Genomic DNA, 18,761 nt, shown 5'->3' on the forward strand with positions numbered 1-18,761 from the left:
ACTTTAGGTCAAAACTTGAAAGAATCGGAAGCCAAAGCTGAAAAGGTTAAAAATCCCATCCTAATTTGGCTCGTTTGAATAACCTCATTTCAAAGCGGAGTGGAAAGTCGAAGCCCATGATAAAATATTGCAACTCGCTTCCCAGCAAAAACTCATTTCGCATCAAGTGGCCCGCACTCACATTCGGCCCCAAAACAGGTTCTTCATTTTTAATCCAGCCGACCTCTTTATTCATCACTTGCGTAAGCAAGGTAAATATAACCGTGTCAATACAGACATCCCTCACATCAATGATTTTCTAAATAATGCGGATATCTCGTTTCAGGAAATAACTGTTCCATTGCTCGAACGATACCGAACCTATGTAAAAGTAAACGTAAGGTGAGTGACTGCACTATTGTTAACCACCTGATTACCATTCGTACACTTCATAACAAAGCCATTGCAGCAGGGCTTATGGATTATAAACATTATCCGTTGGCAAAGGGAAAATCAATATGAAGTTTCTAGAGTCCTCGGGCTTACGGTCAACGAAGTGAAGATCTTAGAAGCCCTGGATGCTGTTTTAGATCTATAGTAAAGGAGCCAGATAGTTATTGAGCCTATACGGCAGAGCCTCTAGCGTATACATTTTCTAAAGAGTTGCTTATAAAAGGAAGTAAGATGACTATCTAGATACCCAAATAAGCTTTTGTACAGGCTTCGCTTCCTTCATAGATAGAATATAATGTTTGTCTAGTAAGCCCTCAGGAATGGTTAGAGGGAAGTGGAAGCCACTGAGTAAAGGCTTTTTCTAAAACTACCCGGGCAATCGGTTTGGTTAGATAGTCATCCATTCCGGCGGCCAGACACCTGTCTCTTTCTCCGGCTAGGGTGCCTGCCGTTAACGCTAAAATAGGAATCCGACCCTTCTTCTCTTTCGCCCGGATGGCCTGAGTAGCTTCGTACCCATTCATTTCAGGCATTTGAATATCCATTAAAATAAGATCTGGCAGGTAACGAAGGTAGGCTTCAAGTCCCTGCTTGCCGTCGTGAGCCTCATAAATGGTTAAATCAGGCCGTAGGGAAGCAATGAGCTTATGGGCCAGCAAACGATTAACGGCATTGTCTTCTACTACCAGCACCGAACGGGTTTTCGCTTCCTGGACCACGGCACTAGAAGCATGGTTTCCAGACTCGGCGGTAGTGGGAGTTTTGATATCCATGAGACTAGATAAAGCCTGATAAAGCTGCTGGATTTTAACGGGCTTAATTAGTCGATGGGTTATGTCTAATTGCTGACAAGCTTTTTCTACGGCTTCATCTTCCGAGGAAGTATAGAGCAATACTACAGGCTGACGCTGACTTTCGTGGGCATGGATTCTACGCAAACTACTTAAAGTCTCAATGCCGTTTAAATAAGGCATGTGGTAGTCCATGATGATGATATCAAAAGCTTCTTTTGCTACCAACTCCAAGGCTTGCATTCCATTGGAAGCGGATTGAGTAGGAATATGCTCCAAGGCTAACATCCGCTCTAGGATCAGCCGATTACTATCATTGTCATCGACAATAAGTACTTGCTTAAGGGAGCGTAGCTGCGGCCAGGATGCTTTGGTTTCAGCTTCAACGGGCAGTGTGAGCTCAAAGGAAAAAATGCTGCCTTTGTCTACATCGCTATCTAGCTTGAACTCACTTCCCATCAGACGTAATAAACGACTGGAGATGCTCAAACCTAACCCTGTTCCGCCAAATTTTTTAGTCGTCGAGAGATCCTCTTGCATAAAAGCTTCAAAGATTTTATGCTGATTCTCAAGAGCAATGCCAATGCCCGTATCACGAACCGAAAACTGCAACGTAACTTGATCTTGCTGACTACGAATGACTTCGATCTTAAGTTCAATTTCGCCTTTGAGCGTAAACTTAACCGCATTGCCTAACAAATTGACAAGGATCTGTCGCAGACGAATGCCATCCACCCATACCCAAGTGGGCACATCTACGTCCAGATTTAGCAGTACTTCCAGTCCTTTTTTATGAGCCTGAGTCGTAATCATGGAAATTGCCTGCTCCGAGAGCTGCCAAAGGTTCGTCTTTTCGGAAGCTAGCTGAAGTTTATCCGCTTCAATTTTAGAAAAATCTAAAATATCATTGATAATATCTAAAAGCGACTGAGCCGATTGCAACACCACTTGCTGATATTGAGTCTGAGTCTCATCCAGACGCGTATTCATTAAAAGTTCAGTAAAGCCAATGACCCCGTTCAAAGGAGTACGAATTTCGTGGCTCATATTAGCCAGAAACTCCGACTTAGCCTTACTGGCGGCTTCGGCCTGCTGACGGGCTTTGTCGGTTTCTTGCTCCGCCTTCTTACGATCGTCAATATCTTGAAACGTACCATACATTCTGACACATTTCCCTTGGATAAATTCGGCTTCTCCTTGACTGCGTACCCACTTGAGTGTTCCCTTAGCCGTTCGAATCTGAGCTTCTAAATCCCAGGGAGTTCCGTGCTCTAGGGCCGCTTCAACTACTTGACTAATGCGGGCCTGATCCTGAGCACTGGCGTAGAAGTTAATGCCTGCGTCAACATTAGGTACATAGTCCAAAGGCAATTCATGAATTTCTTTGGTAACGGAAGACCAATAAAGCTTCTGGCTAGGGCATAATAATTCCCACCCGCCCACTTTGGCCATTCGGCCCGTATTTTCTAAAAATTCATGGGTCCGAAACAGCTCCATCTGAGCCTTCTTATCCCGAGTGATATCCTGAGTAGAGCCTACCAGTCGCTGACAAACGCCATTTTCAAACTCGGCCTGCCCTTGACTCCGAATCCACTTTAGATTCCCTTGAGCCGTGCGGATTTCTCCTTCAAAATGCCAGGGCGTTCCTTTTTTAATGGACTCTCTAAGAAGGGTTATTGCATTCGCTCTCACCGCTTTGTCAGTGAACGCATCCAAAGCGGCATCCGCACTCAGGAATGTAGAAGTATCTTCCTCGTAGATGGCCCGGGCTACAGCCGAACGATTAACTTGTCCGGTAGCCACGATGTATTCCCAGCCGCCCACCCGGGCAATTTCAGCCGTTTGCTCGAGCAGTTGCCGGGTTCGAAGCAGTTCTGCTTCGGCTTTTTTACGTTCCGTAATATCACGGCTGGTAAACACCATTTCGCCCGTCAACTCGTAACGATTAGCCCGGGTTTCCATCCACAGATAATGTCCGTCCCGGTGACGCATGCGGTGTTCTAATTTCCCGTACCCGATCTGGTTGGCTTGTGCTAAGGCTTCAAAAGCCACTGCCCACTCATCAGGATGAAGAAAGGTAGTGATGTTTTGTCCCAGACTTTCCTCTACCTCCAGGCCGTAAATCCGACTCCAAGAAGGCGATAGATAGTTGATGATTCCTTCGGCATTCACAATGGAAAGAATATCACTAGTCGCAGCGAGTAAAACGGATAAATCTGCCTGGTTTTTAAAGCTCTCGGTGATGTCGCGACCCAAACAAAGAATCTCGTTAACCTGATTGCCCGTATCACTCAGGCCAATAAAGGTCCACTCATGCACTTTGAGCTGCCCTAGATCAGACTTTTTGCGAAGAATCACGGTAAAAGGTACTTCGGGTTGGGTAGCACAGGATTCGAAGGCTTGAAGTCCTATAGGTACATCTTCTTCTAAAACAGCTTCAGCAGCTAATGTCCCAATTAATTCTTGTGACGTTTTGCCCAGGGACTTTGCGTAATCTTCACTAACAAAGGTATAAGCTCCTGCTAAATTCGTTCGTGCTACGTAGAGCACCTGACTATTGGTTATGTAGCGATAGAGTAAAGCCTCCCGGCGAGCACTTAGTTCGGCTTCCTTTTCCTTGGTAATATCCTGGTGAGAAACCAGCATACGCACGGGCTGACCCTCAGCATTTCGAACCGCAATGCCCCGGCAACGTACCCAGACAATCGACCCATCTTTGTGAAAGTAGCGAATTACAGGTTCAAAAGCATGGGAAGGGTCTGCCAGATGGGCCTCCAAATCACGGGTTACGGCCTGAACATCATCAGGATGCAATAAGGATACTATGGTTGAGGAAAGGGCTGTAATTTCTTGTGGCGTATAGCCTAGCTTGTCCCAGAAACTAGGACTCATCCACTGATTGTCTGGATTTACTAAATCCCAAGTCCAGATGCCCGCTTCCTGAAAAAAGTTAAAAAAACGTTCATCATTCGTCAGTAATTCAAGAAATTCTTTTTTTAAGTAATGCATATGGCGGTCATCCTACGCTTAGAAATAACTAGAATATAGTCAGTAGACTGAGCATTTAACAATTGTAAAACTTAACTAGTTTGCAGGATGACACTTAAATTTTGAGTAGGAAGCAAGTACTATACAATCATCTCTATACACCCCTATTTTTTAATAGGAGTAAGTCCATTTTTTTCTCTCACACCTTTGCCCTATTACCCCCTATCCTTCCTTGATGCTTCCAATCCAATAGAGCTTCCCTTCGAAATTCAAGCAATGACGAATAATCCTGAAGCGTTGAACTCACCGATCTGGCTTAGGCAATTGCTTGCCTAATAAACGCATCAGACCATCAACGGCTGCCCGTTTCAGCATATTAGGATCTTCGGTAATCCGACCGCCAGACGAGCCGCTTCCGTGTAAACAGACAAAGGGTATTCAGACTTAAAATGTGTATCGATTTCAATAGCTAGCATTCCCAAATTGGTGACGCTTTCTATTTCCGAGATAGATACATAGCCCAATTGAGGGGAACCCAACCCCAAATCACATAACCCAAATGCTGAGTCCCTGGGGTTAAGTTCTGTTAAAATCCAGGTAGCTCTTCCAAAAGGCGTAAGGAGCTGGATCATAGGTATACGATCCACGTCATTACCATCTAAATGATCCTGACCATTGATAAGCATTTGTTCTTTTAAATCCTTTGAAAGAAGTTCAGACATCCTCCGCCTACTAGAATTCAAAACGTTGAACGTACCCCGTTAGAAAATGAACGGAAGGTATATTTCAAGAATGCTATAAGGATAACAAGCCTTCAAAAAAATCAAGGTAGTTAAACCGCATCGCTTGTGAGCTTTATGCTGATCCTACCTTTTACCTGTGGGGAGTACATTACAAGTGCTCCATTGGCCCTCCCCTATGCCCTTACCGTATCTATACCCTAGCTGTCTTTTATCGTTACCTTGTCAGTCTGGCATCCTCCCACGTTCCATACATTACCTAACCTGTATGGTTGGGCTTTTGAGCTTGAAATTCCTGACTATCCCTGAGCCTTTGAATGCAATCCGCACCCCAACGATGCGGCCAATGCCTTTGGAAAACTTCCCTTTGAAGGCCAATTTCTCGTTTAGGCTGATCGTTAGCACTCTGGCGGAGGCCATGCATTTTAACTGGACAGCCTTAGTGAAATCAACGCCAAAACTTGAAAGGTTATGAGTATTCCCGGCAATCTCCTCTTCGCCTATTCTGAGTAGCAGGTCTCCTACGCACCCTGGAGCGGATAAGGGTATCTCGATAACGCCTCCTGTTCCGAGCAGCATTACACTGGCCTGTCGGCACGGAGCACTCACCTGAGTAAACGTATTTTGCAACGCCATGGTCAGTTCAAAATTTTCCGATGCGATGCCCATGTCCTTATCCACTCGCGTGAGCACAAAAGTGGGGACCTCCTGATTGTAATCCTTGGAATCCATGATCAAGTCCGCTTCTTCGAGGCCCAGCCCACCCGCTTTGAAGTACAATTCCCGGGGCAGGTAGATCGGCATCGGGTCTTTGTCGAGCACGCCGATCCAGTCTGATTCGATAAAAAGGTCGTGTTCTTTGACGACTGAATCATTCAATACCAGCTTAGCACGGTAATATCCCGGTAAGTAATAGGTGCTGGCGTACTCATGTTTGTGCTTATCGACCTTAAACCTGCGTCTTTCATCCCAGCTTTGCTGAATGAAAACGCTGTCTGCATTAGAGTCACTGGCATCATATTCAAATAAGACGGTGTTGGGTACCCCTTGAGTTACGGGCTGGCTTGAAAAGCGGATATGGCGATAGGTCAAGGTTCTGCCGGATTGCTTTTGCAGGACAAAACCAATCAGTGCTAATGCAACAACAGCAGCGACAACCAGGAGTGTAATTCTATAGCCTCTCTTTTTACGCTCCTTAGGCTTCGGATCAGTTGTTTCTTCCTGGGCAGAACAAAAGGACCTCCAATTAGGAAAATCTACAAACTGGGCCAGGGCATCCAAGGTGGCCAGGTTCGGTGTGCTGTTGTATTTGACTTTCCCCCAGATCCGCTTTAGCGTGCTTGGACTCAGCAGTACACCCGTTTTTTTAAAGATCTCTTCACTTAAGGTTTCGAAGTCCTGCGATTGCCAGTCAGTGCTTTTCCGCCAACCGATCTTGCTTTCGACAAGTGCCCGGTATTTTAATATAAAAATCTGAATATCAGTCATTGTAGTACCCTGTTCAAACTTGAATAGATTTGAACACGCTTTGAATGTAAGCTTTGAACCTTTTCACTTTCCTTTGAACGACAATGATAATCACACCAAGTTTAACAACAAATGCTTACGATGAACCGATTTAGTAAAGGAGTAACGGGTCTGATACTGATGTGTTATGCTTTCAGTGCTTTGGGCCAAAAGGCCACTCGGGTACCTTTGGAAAAAGAGAATCTGCATCCGGTAAACCGAGAAATACAACTTGCTTTTGATAAGCATAAAGGTAGTCTAGTGCAGGTCAACGCTTTGAACAACCCAGGAGTAGTCTGGATCAATAACCTGAATTTTAAGAGTGGCAGTATTGAATTCGACGTGAAAGGAAGGGATGTTCTACAGAAAAGTTTTGTAGGCATTGCTTTTCATGGTAGGGATGACCACAGCTATGAAGCGGTTTATTTCAGGCCCTTTAATTTCAATGCGAAAGATAGTGTGAGAAAATCACACGCGGTGCAGTATATGGCCCTACCGAATAATGACTGGCCCTATTTAAGGAAGACTTTTCCCGGAAAATACGAGGCCCCGGTAAAGTCCTTTGTCGATCCTGATGCCTGGTTTCATGTGAAGGTAGAGGTAACCGACCAACTCATCCAAGTTTTCATGAACGGGGATGAGTCACCCATGCTCAAAATTTCGCCACTGGAAAAATTCTTTAACGGCAAAGTAGGCTTTTGGGTGGGCCATGAATCAAACGGGACTTTCTCAAATCTAGTAATCACTGGCGGCCAATGGGTTAAAAAATAAACGGCTGAAGGCTTACGGCTCCGTGCTCTTTTATCGGGCTCATTATAAAGTCATCATGTGATCAAGGCTCCTTGTGCAACGGGTGTTGCACAAGGAGCCTTGATCAGGCGTATGGCGTAATTAGTGAGAGACATTTCATGCACATTAGGTAGTCCAGCATCAAGTGTAAGTATAAAACTTACTCAAATCTGTCCATTGTAGTGAGACTGCTCAAGTACACACAAACCATAGTCACTCGTTTGCCTTTTTGTAGTTTAGCGGTCATAGGCTGTGCCTACCTTCAAAACCAGCGGTAAGTAACTATCTATCAATGCTTAACCTTTGACATGTCTCTGCGGAAATTATTAATCTTGCGTTTTTAGTACCTGATCGATGTAATCTGCGTATTCCTGTATCATATGCGTGCGTTGAACTAAAAATTCTTATGGCGGTAATCGAGCGGAAGTATGCCCGTTTTCGCTTTGAATAATCTCGAAAAATATTGCGGATAGGCAAATCCCAACTTATACGCTAATTCACTGATTGATAAATCAGAGTTTAACAGCAAGTCTTTGGCTTCTTCGATTAGGTAATAGTGAATACGATCTTGTGCATTCATACCCGTTTCCTTTTTCAGTAAATCACTCAAATAATTCGGCGACAGATTTACCTGATCGGCTAAATATTTAACGGTTGGCAAACCCTTTTCACTTAGCTCCGGCGACTGCATATAATTCAGCAAGACGGCTTCTACTTTGGTTAACAGGTCTTTATTAACGTGCTTTCGAGTAATGAACTGCCGCTCGTAATACCGGGTACAATAGTTTAATAATAACTCGATATTCGAAACAATCAGGGTCTGGCTGTGCTTATCAATATTTTCCTGTAATTCCGTATCGATCTTTTGGATAATACCCGTTAATACGTTCTTTTCCTTTTCAGAAAGATGGAGGGCTTCGCTGGTCTCATACGAAAAAAACGAATACTCTTTAATGGCTTTCCCTAAGGTAGTTCCCCGGATCAAATCAGGGTGAAAGAACAACCCCCAGCCGGTGGCATTGATGATTGGTTCGGAAGGCTCGTCCAGGGTGATCAACTGCCGGGGAGCCATACAAATGAGACTGCCCTCTTGAAAATCATACATCTGCTGACCGTATTTCATCTTATTGATGCAGAAGTTTTTGAACATGATCGAGTAAAAACCCAGAGTCATTTTCATGCCGGAGTTGATCTGCTCCTGATAGGAAGAGAAATCGACAACGGCCACTAGTGGATGCTGTACTTCCGCTTTGGGAAGCATTTTATACATCTCGGTAATCGTTTCTATATGATGGATGTTGCTCATAAGCAGTCTGATTTGTCCTATTATGGGTGAAGACGATAAATCGTATAGGGTCTGTTCGTGACCAGCATCGAGGAATCGGGTGCCCCAGCTAGGCCGAGACTTGGATTGATGGTGACCAGATCCCATTGCGACTGTTGATCGGCCATTTCCCACGCTTTCTTTTCGGCCAAGGTTTCGAATACGAATAGGGCTGATAGGTTAGAGAGGCCGTCGTATTCCAGATATCTTCGTTGAGGGTACCGTTGGGACCTTTTTTACAATCGATGGCATCCGTGTAGATGGCGGCACAGCTGCTAGTCAGCACCACTCGTTTAACGGAAGGCGTTTGATTGACCGTATTGAGTACATTTTGGGTCCCTAAAAAGGCGGGGTCAATCAGGGATCTTTAACGTTAGTAGTGAAGGGGGAAGCCGTGTGGAACACTAGTTCACAGCCCTTCATAGCTTCCTGATACGAGCCTTCCTGGAGCAAATCCGCTTTGAAATAGCAAATGGTGCCTTTGGTTTCAGCCGCCAGCTTGTCCAGATGAGCCGTTTTCGTCTTGTCGTCTGGATTTCGAACAGCTGCGTGAACGGGAACCCCCTTTTTTAATAATTCATAAATAACCCAACTGGCGACAAAGCCGGTCGCACCCGTTACCAGTGCTGGTTTCGATTAATCGATTTGAACCATCGTTTTAAACGTTTGAGAGATAGCGTTGTATCGTTCTTAGTGTAGTGCGGCCAGAATGGCTTTGTAATACGTATCAGCTCGTTCCTGAGAGAAGTAATCAACCACTAGTCCCGCTATGGCGAAATACGATAGGCCAATACCGATTCCCATCCAGGTTGAATTTTTGGTGGTCCAGAAAATCAATAACGTAACGATAAAAAAGAGGGTAGCCACAATTTTCGACACCTTGTATCCATATTGAAAAGCATCGACCCGTTTCTTCTCAGAGACGGCAAAGGCTTTTTTGTCCTGCCGGTAGCTTTGGGGCAATTCTACCATCCGCTTCGGATTGGAGACCATCATTCCTCCTCCAACACCTAAGTAAATGATACCAGAGACCAGCAAGGGCCATAAAAGAGCTTGAGCATTCGGCGTATGACCTGCTTTCCAGAACAGCAATCCCATGACTGCACTAAAAAGGCCGAAGGCAACAATGAGTTTAGCCTCGAATAGCTCGCCTTTAATCCAGGTGGTTGTGTGTTGTATCAATTCCATCGTAGTCTATTGTTTAATCCCTTTCTGTTTTAGTGTCCGGCTTCTTTCAGTATTTGGCCAGACTCCTGAATCCTATGCCCAGAAGGAGGATTTTTCGCATACTGGAGCATCAATCGAGCAAGATCGTTTACGGGCAAAGGAGCCATCTTACGAAACAGCCCCACTTTATTCAGAAAAGAAATAAGGGATACCCCTATTTTCTCACCGGTTCGGTCGGTTTCGGGTCTTATTAATGGACCAGGGCGAAAAACACCAACGTTTGTAAAACCCAAGGCTTCTACCGATTTTTCCAGCTTGCCTTTCATGCGTGAATAGAACAGGAATGAATTTGGATTGGCAGTAGACGATGAAATCAGGATAAACGTAGGTATGCCATTGGCTTTGGCTAGTTTAGCAAATTCGTACTGGTACTCATAATCGACCACATACTGAGCCTTTTGACTACCCGCAGCTCGTAACGTAGTACCAAGGCATGAAAAGGCCACATCACCGGAAATATAGGATGCCCATTGACCTAGTCTGGAAAAGTCAACAACGACGGTGGTAAGTTTGGAATGGCTTACGGTAAGTGGCTTACGAACCAAGGCTACAATTTCCGAAACGTCCTCACTTGCCATCAGCAATTGTAACAGTTCGTTACCCGTAGAACCAGTTGCTCCAATAATGATTGCTTTCATGTTAACTGCATTGGTATTATCAGACAAAGGTCTGAACCCTCTGAAACGAAGTACTTAAACGAATCCTCGATTGTTGTATACAAATTCAGGATTTATGAAGGATAAGGTGATCGCAACGTTTTAACCAATGACGCTAGGCACCTTTGAATGATAGGATCAAATCAATTGCGAGACGTTGATTAAAAGACTGCTAAGCATAGACATTATTCAGCAACAACAGGTTGAAACCTCGTCAGACGAAAAGAACATGACCAGATAGCCTATCTTTACCGACTTTACCGCTGTTATTCGTAGCTGGTTTTTGATTGTCCAGTCTGGTGGCAGCAGGTTGACGGTTTCCGGTGATTTTACTGTCGGAAGGCCTGAGGATCTAATATAATCTGGAGTAAAACAGGCTGAGTCTCGTACGAAATCTCAGCCTGTTTTGAGTTAAAAAATAGTACGATGTTCTTTACTTAACCTGGCTCATGACAATTCTGTCATACATTTTGTCGCCCAAAGTTCTTCGCATCCAAATCAGCATTTTGGCATTTTTACCCCTTACGTACCGCGTTCTAGGGTGTTTTTGGGTAATTGCTTTTTCGACCACATTTGCAATCACAATAGGCTCTGAGGATTTGGGGAGTGGTGTTTTCATGATGGGTTCGAACAGATGGCCATAGGCTGTATGCTGAGCGTATTTTTGCCCATAGGCCCCACTGACGTTATAAAAATTGGTATTGATGAATCCTGGTTCAATAATAACCACGTCGATACCGAAGTCTTTTACTTCCAGTCGCAAAACGTCCAGCCATCCTTCCAAGGCATGTTTAGAGGCATGATACCAGGAGGCTAATGGGAAATAAATTTTCCCGCCCATTGAGGTCGTATTGATGATCCGCCCTGACTTTTGTTGTCTCATGTGGGGCAATACGGCCTGAATCATCCGGGTATAACCAAATACATTAACCTCCATCAGTTTATGAGCATCTTCAGACGTTGTTTCTTCTGCCGTGCCCATAATGCCGAATCCAGCATTATTATACAAAACATCAATCCGACCTTGCTCCTGAATAATTTTATCGACGGCGGCTTTTATTTGCTCTTCGTTTGTGACATCCAAAATAAGGGAGTGTCCGCCTAATGAATCCAGATACTTGTTACGTTCTGTCTGAATATCTCCGCCGTAAACGATGTATCCTTTTGAGGTAAGCAATTGGCAAGTGGCTTTCCCAATACCTGATGCGGAACCGGTAACTAATACTACTTTTTTAGGCTCGGCTTTAGGATCATCAGCTTTGGCCTGGAATGTGGTCACCAGCAAGAGTAGCGAGGCAACAAGCGTTATTATTTTCATGGCTTACGGTTTATTTCGATTATTACAGGTTACATCTGACTCATGACGATTTTGTCAAATAACTCATCGCCCAGATACGTCCGCATCCAAACCATTGGCTTGGCAAATTTGCCGACCCGATACCGGGTTTTAGGGCTGTTGCTAGTAACGATCTTGCTGATCGCGTCGGCAATCACCGAAGGTTTAGAAGAGCCATTGCCTTCAGATGATTTTTTGGTTCCTTCGATGATTTTATCCATCATTTCCCGATAGGCACTGTCCGGGCGGATTTTAGCGAAATTACTCAGCAGTACCGAGCCAAATTCTGTCGCGATAAAGCCGGGTTCCAATACTACTACGTTGACATTGAAGGGCTTCAATTCCAGCCGTAGACAATCGCTTAATCCTTCCACGGCGTGCTTAGATGCATGATACCAGGCCCCCATGGGGAAATACATTTTTCCACCCATCGACGAGGTATTGATGATGGTACCCGATTTCGCTTCCCGCATGTAGGGTACTACTTTCTGGGTCATGGCGGCCATGCCAAACACGTTTACCTCAAACTCTCTCCGGGCTTCGTCCAGGGGAACATCTTCTACCGAACCATATAAACCAAAACCGGCATTGTTCCACAATACATCAATTTTACCTTCCTGCTTGACAATGGCATCGACTACTCGCTGGATGTCGTTTTCGTTGGTCACATCCATCTGCATCGGAATGCCCCCTAGTTCTTTCAGGTCCTGCATCTGGTCAATTCGGCGAGCTACTGTATAAACGCGGTGCCCTTCCCCAATCAGTTTTTTAGCGGATTCTTTACCCATTCCTGAACTGGCACCGGTTATTAAGATTACTTTTTTCATGATCCTTTTTGTCTTGAATGATGATACAAAGGTATTGGCTGCCAAACCCTCAGCAGTAATACGAATTCTCGTTTCCTGTATACGAATTCTCTTTTTGCTAAAACAGAAGGAGGTATTTTAACTATAAGCTATTGATTAGTGTAGGAAATCTTAATTATAAAGAATATTGAAATAATTTTTCAGATAAAAGCAGCTATTAATGAATCATACTATTGTTGTTTCACTGTTATAATTTCAAAATATTTTAAATTAAAAAGGTAGCAATAAATAATTTAATCAAACTCTATTATCAAGTATTAAAAATGAATAAATATTTATTCGTCATTACAACTATTTCTGTTGTGTATTAGAGTTAAATATGGCTTTGTTGCGTAGTTATTTAGAGAGGGATACTATAAGAGAAAGCATAGATTGTCAAAAACAGCTATGAGGTTTTATATCGTGAAGTATTTTAAGGAATAGCAAAAGGACTAAGCTATATAAGGGAGCATGAGATATTAGATATTCTTCAAATGTTTCAGGTGGTTAACGAAGCAGCAAAGAATGCAGGAAGTGACCCTGTTAGGTTTGAGGGATTTGATAATCATACTGAAGCTCTGGGTGTTTATTTGTTGATTTTCTTATCAGTATAGGGAAGTACCAAGAATTAGAAACATTAAACTTGCATGCAGACCGACCCCAACTAACTCGATATAAAGCCATGTTGAAACTTTTTAAGGAACTTAAAATCAAGCAAGCCAAAGCTATTTATCCGAAAGTTTTAGACAAGCTACGGTACTGCTAAGCCCGACAAAACGGCTACGCTCGAATTGCGGAGACCGTTGCTTTTCTGACGAAGCACCACAGCAAAATCGACCTGATCTTTCTGGACATTCAGCTTGCCGATGGGCACAGCTTCGCGATTTTTCAGCTACCCTGTAGACAGATAACTTCCATTACCCGAACGGTATTGGGCCTTTGTGTAGAGACTAGTAAGCCTCCTGAAATACAGCTTGGCTCTACGTCAGGAGGCTTTTGCTTAGTGAACGAACGATTTGATGAAATCTAAACTTGTCGTCCAGGTTAGGTTTTTATACCGTTCGTTGGCCAATTGAGTATGGTGGGTAGTAAACATCGAATACATGTACTGTCCCTGTTGCCATTTTGCGTATAACTCGTTTTCACCAGCGGGATAATCGGCTCTCTGTTTTTGGATAAATCGGGCAAAATCTTCCAGGCTCGATAGCTGGTAAAGCCTAAAATCCTGACCCGTCACCTGTTTCACGTCTTCCCACAGCATGGCAGGGCTGACCTGGAAACTGGCAATCCGTAAATCCCGGGGAGCTTCATCATCCAAAGCTACTTCGGCGGTAAAGGCTGCCGTGTCGTCCATCGTCGTGAAATCCAGCTTCCAGTCTGCTTTATCACCCCAATACCCAATGCTCTTTTCTTTCAGATTTAAGATTGGCGTATTATACTGAAGGATATCGGCAAAAGCACCGTTGAAAATCGAAGAAGCCTGAATGGGCGTGCGATCAAGGTGTTCTCGAAAGGCTCTCCGCAAATCAAAATTCCTGTTTTCACCCGGCACCAACTCCGTGTAATCCGTACAGAAGTCAGACGGGATAAAACGGGGTACATCCGCTTGCAGGGCAGCCTCTAAAATTCGCTTCTGTACATCGACAATCACATCCCCCAAACCGGCCAGAGCCGATACTACGCAATGGGCACCCTTACTTGCCTCTGCCAGAGCATCGACACGGTCCAGATCGACTTCCAGAACAGCGGCACCCAATTGTTCCAGGGCTTTTATTTTTTCGGAATCGGTAGACGTTCGAACGATAGCCCGGACATCCGCACCTCTTTTCAATAGTTCGCGAACAATCCGTTTGCCTAAATTGCCCGTTCCACCGAATACGATAATTGTTTTTTTCATGGTTATTATTTCTCGAAAAGTTAAAACATATGATTACGCCAGAAAGCTCAGAACGGCCTCAAGTACTTGGGCGGGTTGCTCTTCAAACAGATAATGTCCACTATCCAGAATCCCCACCAGGTGCAGGTCTTTCGCTACGTAAGGCAACCCCATCTTCATGTAATTGTAACTGATGTAGCTCCCAATGCCTAACACCGGTATTACAAGCGGCGAGTAGGTTTTGGCATCTTCGATATCCTCCAGGAAGGTCTGATACCAGGCATTGGCCGCCCGAATACTTTCGGCGTCGTTGTACTGAGAAGCATACACCTCTCGCTCCAGAGAAGTCATTTTGCTGTCATCAATCATGACGTAATGAAAAAGCCAGTCCAGCAAATACCGAAACCGCCCGGACAGTAGTTGCTCGGGCAACCCTTTTACCTGATTAAAGCCCATCCACCACGCGTAGGGTCTGTTAGCATCCATTTTCTCCGTAAATGTACCCGGAGCAGGAATCAGGCTCATCTGCATCATTCCCTCCGTGGGATGCGAACCGTCCAGAATAATTAGCTTTTCAATGAATTGGGGGTAATTAAATGCAAAACTCATGGCGACCATCCCGCCAATGTCGTGCCCCATAAGATGCACTTTCGGCAAGCCCAGATGCTGTACCAAGGCTAAAATATCGGCAGCCATTGTTTTCTTGCTATAGCCAGATTGCGGCTTTTCCGAGCTACCCATTCCTCGGATATCCACAATAAACACACGGTATTTTTTAGCAAGTTCTAGGGCAACTGGATGGTAAGAAAACCAGCTTTGCGGCCAGCCTGGCAAACAGATGAGCGGCATCCCGGTCCCGCCCTCCACGTAGTGTAACCGAACTCCATTGACTGTTACATACTGATTCGTGAAGCCCGGAAAATGGTTGATTAACATCTCGTCAGAATACGGACTCTGAGGCATCCTTGGGTCTTTGTTTAGTTGAGTCATCGCTTCTTTTTTTGATGACTCAAAAGTACCCAGCTTGCCAAGGGGCAAAACTACCAAAGGGTAGAGAATGAAGTTTACCGGATTTTTTTCCTGATCCGGCTCAGGGCATTGGGGGTAATACCCAGCACGGCGGCCACCTGCTTGATGGGCACTTTCTTAACAACTTGAGAATGCGTGAGAAAAGACAGGTATCGGTCCTCGGCAGACAGCGTTTGAAAGTTCATAATCTGGTCGATCATTCGTACGGTCGTTGCTTCCCATATTTTTCGACCAAACGCTTCCCAGGCCGCCACCTGGCTATATAAGAGATCCATGTCCTTTTTATCTATTACGATCAGCTTCGTTTCATCTACTGTTTCGATATTAAATCGGGAGGGCTTTTGAGGGTGAAGGCTCGAAATCTCAGTAAAAAACTCATTTTCAAACATTACCCAAGTGGTATGTTCCTGGTCTTCGGCTTCGTAAAAAAAACGAACCCCTCCTGAGGCAATGAAAAAGTATTGATTGGCAATTTGTCCCCTTCGTAAAAGCAGCTTGCCTTTAGGAATTTTTCTTTCGCTGCATCGGGAAAGCACCAATTGCAAATCCAGATCATCAATCCAGATCACCGTTTTGATGAATTTTATGAATTCTTCCATAGTTGTGCTTATCGAGGGGTAAAAGTTTATGCATTGAAGCCTCCAACTAACTGGTTTTACTAGCAAAGAGTTTTATTTTCCTGAGGCATGGGGGGCTTAACACCACAATCAGCATGGGTAAGGATTATTCAAACGGGTTCAAACATTAAATACAATAGAACGTCTCCTCGAACAGTACATAGACGGGGTTCCTTTAAAGTAGGGATCGCTTCCAATGTCCTATTGCTCTATTACTGGGACATACCCCAACGTGGATTTTACAAAAGTTAAAAGAGCCTTTTCATCTTATTTAAAAGGCCCCTTGGAAGATTTCCAGGGGCCTTTTGCTCTACGGCGTTCCATGAACGTTCGTTTGTAAGAGGTTACCTTCAAACATTGGGCAAATCATAATCAAATCTATGTAATTTCTTGTCCTGTTTTAATGAGGCAAATGTGCTATTAACTCAACTTCCAGTTTGGCTTCACTCATGTAAAGTCTGGATACCTGAACCCAGGTCGCCGCCGGGAAATCTCCATTATAAAACGTTTTTCTTACGGAGTTGTATGCTTTCATCGTTTCAATGTCCGTAGTATATAAATTTTCCTTTACCACATTTTGAAAAGTTGCCCCATAGCTTTTTAAAGATTTTTCCAAGGCTTTATAGACTTGTCGTATACCTTCGGGAGTAAGCTCGGTTGTTACCGCCCCAGAAATGTAGAGAATATGGTCTACTTTCAGTACTTGTGTGTAACCGGCTACCGTATCTTGCTTAGAAGGCGTATCCCAATGCCATTTATCTTTGGTGATAGTATGACTTTGTGCGTAACCAACGAAGGTTATAAGTGTAAAGAATAGCGATGATACAATTTTTATAATCATAGTCAGAATAACTGCCGTTTTTAGGTTTGACTCTATCAGATTTACTTATACTTCAGCAATGCATGTATTAGCTCTGTAATCCATCAAGAGCTAAAGATGATTATTCAGCTATAGAGAAAATAACGCTTACTATTTTCCATTCGTTATTCATTTTGATCAGATGCCAGAATTCCTTTCCCCAGTTGGTCATTTTACCATCATTCCAATACTCATAATCAAACGTAACACTACCTAGCACGTCATCATTGGTAATTCTTACATTTTTAAAGATTTCCTCCTGCTTTCCTTTATCTCCCAAAAACTTGTAGAAAGTATCATATCCTACGGAAAAATAGTTTTTAAGATCAGGCTTTTTAGCGGTTACTTCTTTGAACTGATTCTGGTTTTTCATAACGCCTATCCATACGAATGCCTGCGGTGTAAAAAGGCGTAGAAAAGTGACTGAATCTTTTTTACTAATGCTAGTTCGGAATTGATCCAAAATCCCGTTGATTTCAGCTTTTTCTTTTGCAAATTCCTGTGCTTTTACCTGAGTTAAAGAGAGCAGGAAAATAAATACGGTAATCACTCTTTTCATGATTCTATATTTTGATTTAGTAATCGATTTTTCAGCCAGCTTGAGGGACGCTCTAACGTGTATCGGTAAACTAATCCAGCCGCCAGACATCCAATCAGGCAAAGAATCATTAATTGGTTTTCGGAAAGATTCATCGGGCTAGTGGCTACTTGTATGAGATGAATGATTCCTTTATGAGATAAATAGATCGCAAAAGATAAATCAGCCAATTGACGGGTTACCCTTAATGACATCCCGCTGAGAAAACAGGAGTTGGAAACAGCAGAACTTACCAGTAATCCATACGCCAGACCTACCCAGGTAAAGCCAAAAACAGAAGCCGTTTGGGAGTATTGGTCCTTACAAACCCAAAAGGCAAAGGCCAGCGTAGCTATTCCTGCAAAGAAAAATAGTACCCCCTTTGAATGGATCAGTTGCTTGAACGTTACTGAATATTCGTAAAGAAAACCGATCAGCACCCCTATGGCGAGAGAGTCCAACCGGGTATGCGTAGGATAGTAGATGTGCATATACCACAGTTTCCAAAAGTGATCAGACTCTAATGCGGGAACGACGAAATGAGTCCAGGCAAAGCTCCGCAGAGCAATAGAAATTAGCGGCAAAACCATGAGTATGTACTTAAGTTTACTCAGCCAGCCCGTTTTTAATAACAGAAGAAGGGAGAAAGGGAGCAGCAGGTAAAACTGTTCTTCGATACACAAAGACCAGGCATGGGAAAACGTGCCTTTATTGATTACATCAAGTCCATAGTTTTGCGTAAACGTTAGAAACCTCCATAAAGGAGGTAAGGCCTCTCGTTCCCTAAACCAAGGAAAACAGACATACAGCAGCAGCGTAAAGACAAAAGGCGGGATAATCCTGAAAAACCTTTTGGTAAAAAAGGTTTTCAGAAATACAGTACCATACTCCCGAATTTCTCTGAACAACTGACCAGAAATAAGAAACCCGCTTAGCACAAAAAAAAGATCCACTCCTGTCCAGCCATAGCTGCCGATAGTATCCAGCCAGTCAGGATGCCGGAACGCCCGGTAATGGTACATCCACACCAATATAATAGCGACGGTCCTTAAATGATCTAGTCCGTTAAATCTGTTCTCTTTCATTTTTTTCTGCAAAACTTCACCTCTTGCGACCTATATCCTACGGGGTATGCCAGAAAACCTCTTTTATGGGACCGACGACATTAG

The 18,761-nt window shown here is 43.9% G+C and carries 20 protein-coding genes; 3 read left to right on the top strand and 17 right to left on the bottom strand.

What is annotated here, in order from left to right; translation table 11 throughout:
- Positions 1–46: 46 nt before the first annotated feature.
- Positions 47–235, bottom strand: coding sequence for a hypothetical protein (locus tag QE357_RS13980; RefSeq protein ID WP_309708508.1), 189 nt, complete (start codon positions 233–235; stop codon positions 47–49).
- On the opposite strand from QE357_RS13980, the gene QE357_RS25020 reads away from it, so the two are divergent.
- Positions 167–385 (top strand): phage integrase SAM-like domain-containing protein, encoded by a 219-nt coding sequence (locus tag QE357_RS25020; RefSeq protein ID WP_409050267.1) that lies wholly within the window; start codon positions 167–169, stop codon positions 383–385. The genes QE357_RS13980 and QE357_RS25020 overlap by 69 nt on opposite strands.
- A complete protein-coding gene (locus QE357_RS25025; RefSeq protein ID WP_409050245.1) occupies positions 382–501 on the top strand; it encodes a hypothetical protein in 120 nt (39 codons plus the stop codon). Before QE357_RS25020 ends, QE357_RS25025 begins: the two co-directional genes overlap by 4 nt.
- A 245-nt stretch (positions 502–746) precedes the next feature.
- Here QE357_RS25025 and QE357_RS13985 read toward each other — a convergent pair whose 3' ends face one another.
- The 3 genes from QE357_RS13985 to QE357_RS13995 form a co-directional block, all read right to left on the bottom strand.
- Complete coding sequence (locus QE357_RS13985; RefSeq protein WP_309708511.1) at positions 747–4,232, bottom strand: PAS domain-containing protein; 3,486 nt, start codon at positions 4,230–4,232, stop codon at positions 747–749.
- Positions 4,233–4,579: 347 nt separating this feature from the next.
- Entirely contained in the window at positions 4,580–4,933 is a 354-nt protein-coding gene (locus QE357_RS13990) for a DUF2958 domain-containing protein (protein WP_309708514.1), read from the bottom strand.
- Between the two features lie 273 nt (positions 4,934–5,206).
- Positions 5,207–6,439, bottom strand: a complete 1,233-nt coding sequence (locus QE357_RS13995) for a hypothetical protein (RefSeq protein ID WP_309708517.1) — start codon at positions 6,437–6,439, stop codon at positions 5,207–5,209.
- Between the two features lie 120 nt (positions 6,440–6,559).
- On the opposite strand from QE357_RS13995, the gene QE357_RS14000 reads away from it, so the two are divergent.
- A complete protein-coding gene (locus QE357_RS14000) occupies positions 6,560–7,228 on the top strand; it encodes a hypothetical protein (protein ID WP_309708520.1) in 669 nt (222 codons plus the stop codon).
- A gap of 412 nt (positions 7,229–7,640) precedes the next feature.
- Here QE357_RS14000 and QE357_RS14005 read toward each other — a convergent pair whose 3' ends face one another.
- The 13 genes from QE357_RS14005 to QE357_RS14065 all read right to left on the bottom strand — a co-directional run bounded on the left by QE357_RS14005 (position 7,641) and on the right by QE357_RS14065 (position 18,677).
- Positions 7,641–8,552 (bottom strand): AraC family transcriptional regulator, encoded by a 912-nt coding sequence (locus QE357_RS14005; RefSeq protein WP_106635821.1) that lies wholly within the window; start codon positions 8,550–8,552, stop codon positions 7,641–7,643.
- Between the two features lie 375 nt (positions 8,553–8,927).
- Positions 8,928–9,194, bottom strand: coding sequence for an NAD(P)H-binding protein (locus tag QE357_RS14010; protein WP_309711395.1), 267 nt, complete (start codon positions 9,192–9,194; stop codon positions 8,928–8,930).
- A gap of 66 nt (positions 9,195–9,260) precedes the next feature.
- Positions 9,261–9,758 carry a hypothetical protein gene (locus tag QE357_RS14015; protein ID WP_106635818.1) on the bottom strand — a complete coding sequence of 166 codons (498 nt, stop codon included), beginning with the start codon at positions 9,756–9,758 and terminating at the stop codon, positions 9,261–9,263.
- Positions 9,759–9,787: 29 nt separating this feature from the next.
- Positions 9,788–10,435: an NAD(P)H-binding protein gene (locus tag QE357_RS14020; protein ID WP_309708526.1), complete on the bottom strand. Its 648-nt coding sequence runs from the start codon at positions 10,433–10,435 to the stop codon at positions 9,788–9,790.
- 451 nt (positions 10,436–10,886) lie between these two features.
- On the bottom strand, positions 10,887–11,771 hold the full coding sequence (locus QE357_RS14025; RefSeq protein WP_309708528.1) for an oxidoreductase: 885 nt from the start codon (positions 11,769–11,771) through the stop codon (positions 10,887–10,889).
- A gap of 29 nt (positions 11,772–11,800) precedes the next feature.
- Positions 11,801–12,616 (bottom strand): oxidoreductase, encoded by an 816-nt coding sequence (locus QE357_RS14030; protein WP_309708531.1) that lies wholly within the window; start codon positions 12,614–12,616, stop codon positions 11,801–11,803.
- Between the two features lie 769 nt (positions 12,617–13,385).
- Positions 13,386–13,508, bottom strand: coding sequence for a hypothetical protein (locus tag QE357_RS14035; RefSeq protein WP_309708534.1), 123 nt, complete (start codon positions 13,506–13,508; stop codon positions 13,386–13,388).
- 126 nt (positions 13,509–13,634) lie between these two features.
- Positions 13,635–14,531 carry an NmrA family NAD(P)-binding protein gene (locus QE357_RS14040; protein ID WP_309708537.1) on the bottom strand — a complete coding sequence of 299 codons (897 nt, stop codon included), beginning with the start codon at positions 14,529–14,531 and terminating at the stop codon, positions 13,635–13,637.
- Positions 14,532–14,564: 33 nt separating this feature from the next.
- Positions 14,565–15,500 carry an alpha/beta hydrolase gene (locus QE357_RS14045; protein WP_309708544.1) on the bottom strand — a complete coding sequence of 312 codons (936 nt, stop codon included), beginning with the start codon at positions 15,498–15,500 and terminating at the stop codon, positions 14,565–14,567.
- 74 nt (positions 15,501–15,574) lie between these two features.
- Positions 15,575–16,138 (bottom strand): Crp/Fnr family transcriptional regulator, encoded by a 564-nt coding sequence (locus tag QE357_RS14050; RefSeq protein WP_309708546.1) that lies wholly within the window; start codon positions 16,136–16,138, stop codon positions 15,575–15,577.
- Positions 16,139–16,556: 418 nt separating this feature from the next.
- On the bottom strand, positions 16,557–16,997 hold the full coding sequence (locus QE357_RS14055; protein WP_309708549.1) for a RidA family protein: 441 nt from the start codon (positions 16,995–16,997) through the stop codon (positions 16,557–16,559).
- A gap of 100 nt (positions 16,998–17,097) precedes the next feature.
- Positions 17,098–17,574, bottom strand: coding sequence for a hypothetical protein (locus QE357_RS14060; RefSeq protein ID WP_309708552.1), 477 nt, complete (start codon positions 17,572–17,574; stop codon positions 17,098–17,100).
- Positions 17,571–18,677 carry an acyltransferase gene (locus QE357_RS14065; protein WP_309708556.1) on the bottom strand — a complete coding sequence of 369 codons (1,107 nt, stop codon included), beginning with the start codon at positions 18,675–18,677 and terminating at the stop codon, positions 17,571–17,573. Before QE357_RS14065 ends, QE357_RS14060 begins: the two co-directional genes overlap by 4 nt.
- Positions 18,678–18,761 lie beyond the last annotated feature (84 nt).

This window comes from Siphonobacter sp. SORGH_AS_0500 (assembly GCF_031453245.1).
Classification (GTDB): Bacteria; Bacteroidota; Bacteroidia; order Cytophagales; family Spirosomataceae; genus Siphonobacter.

Excerpts from the sequence above, each read along its gene's own strand:
- QE357_RS13980 (WP_309708508.1), bottom strand. The coding sequence starts at position 235 with ATGAATAAAGAGGTCGGCTGGATTAAAAATGAAGAACCTGTTTTGGGG.
- QE357_RS13985 (WP_309708511.1), bottom strand. The coding sequence starts at position 4,232 with ATGCATTACTTAAAAAAAGAATTTCTTGAATTACTGACGAATGATGAA.
- QE357_RS13990 (WP_309708514.1), bottom strand. The coding sequence starts at position 4,933 with ATGTCTGAACTTCTTTCAAAGGATTTAAAAGAACAAATGCTTATCAAT.
- QE357_RS13995 (WP_309708517.1), bottom strand. The coding sequence starts at position 6,439 with ATGACTGATATTCAGATTTTTATATTAAAATACCGGGCACTTGTCGAA.
- QE357_RS14000 (WP_309708520.1), top strand. The coding sequence starts at position 6,560 with ATGAACCGATTTAGTAAAGGAGTAACGGGTCTGATACTGATGTGTTAT.
- QE357_RS14005 (WP_106635821.1), bottom strand. The coding sequence starts at position 8,552 with ATGAGCAACATCCATCATATAGAAACGATTACCGAGATGTATAAAATG.
- QE357_RS14015 (WP_106635818.1), bottom strand. The coding sequence starts at position 9,758 with ATGGAATTGATACAACACACAACCACCTGGATTAAAGGCGAGCTATTC.
- QE357_RS14020 (WP_309708526.1), bottom strand. The coding sequence starts at position 10,435 with ATGAAAGCAATCATTATTGGAGCAACTGGTTCTACGGGTAACGAACTG.
- QE357_RS14025 (WP_309708528.1), bottom strand. The coding sequence starts at position 11,771 with ATGAAAATAATAACGCTTGTTGCCTCGCTACTCTTGCTGGTGACCACA.
- QE357_RS14030 (WP_309708531.1), bottom strand. The coding sequence starts at position 12,616 with ATGAAAAAAGTAATCTTAATAACCGGTGCCAGTTCAGGAATGGGTAAA.
- QE357_RS14040 (WP_309708537.1), bottom strand. The coding sequence starts at position 14,531 with ATGAAAAAAACAATTATCGTATTCGGTGGAACGGGCAATTTAGGCAAA.
- QE357_RS14045 (WP_309708544.1), bottom strand. The coding sequence starts at position 15,500 with ATGACTCAACTAAACAAAGACCCAAGGATGCCTCAGAGTCCGTATTCT.
- QE357_RS14050 (WP_309708546.1), bottom strand. The coding sequence starts at position 16,138 with ATGGAAGAATTCATAAAATTCATCAAAACGGTGATCTGGATTGATGAT.
- QE357_RS14055 (WP_309708549.1), bottom strand. The coding sequence starts at position 16,997 with ATGATTATAAAAATTGTATCATCGCTATTCTTTACACTTATAACCTTC.
- QE357_RS14060 (WP_309708552.1), bottom strand. The coding sequence starts at position 17,574 with ATGAAAAGAGTGATTACCGTATTTATTTTCCTGCTCTCTTTAACTCAG.
- QE357_RS14065 (WP_309708556.1), bottom strand. The coding sequence starts at position 18,677 with ATGAAAGAGAACAGATTTAACGGACTAGATCATTTAAGGACCGTCGCT.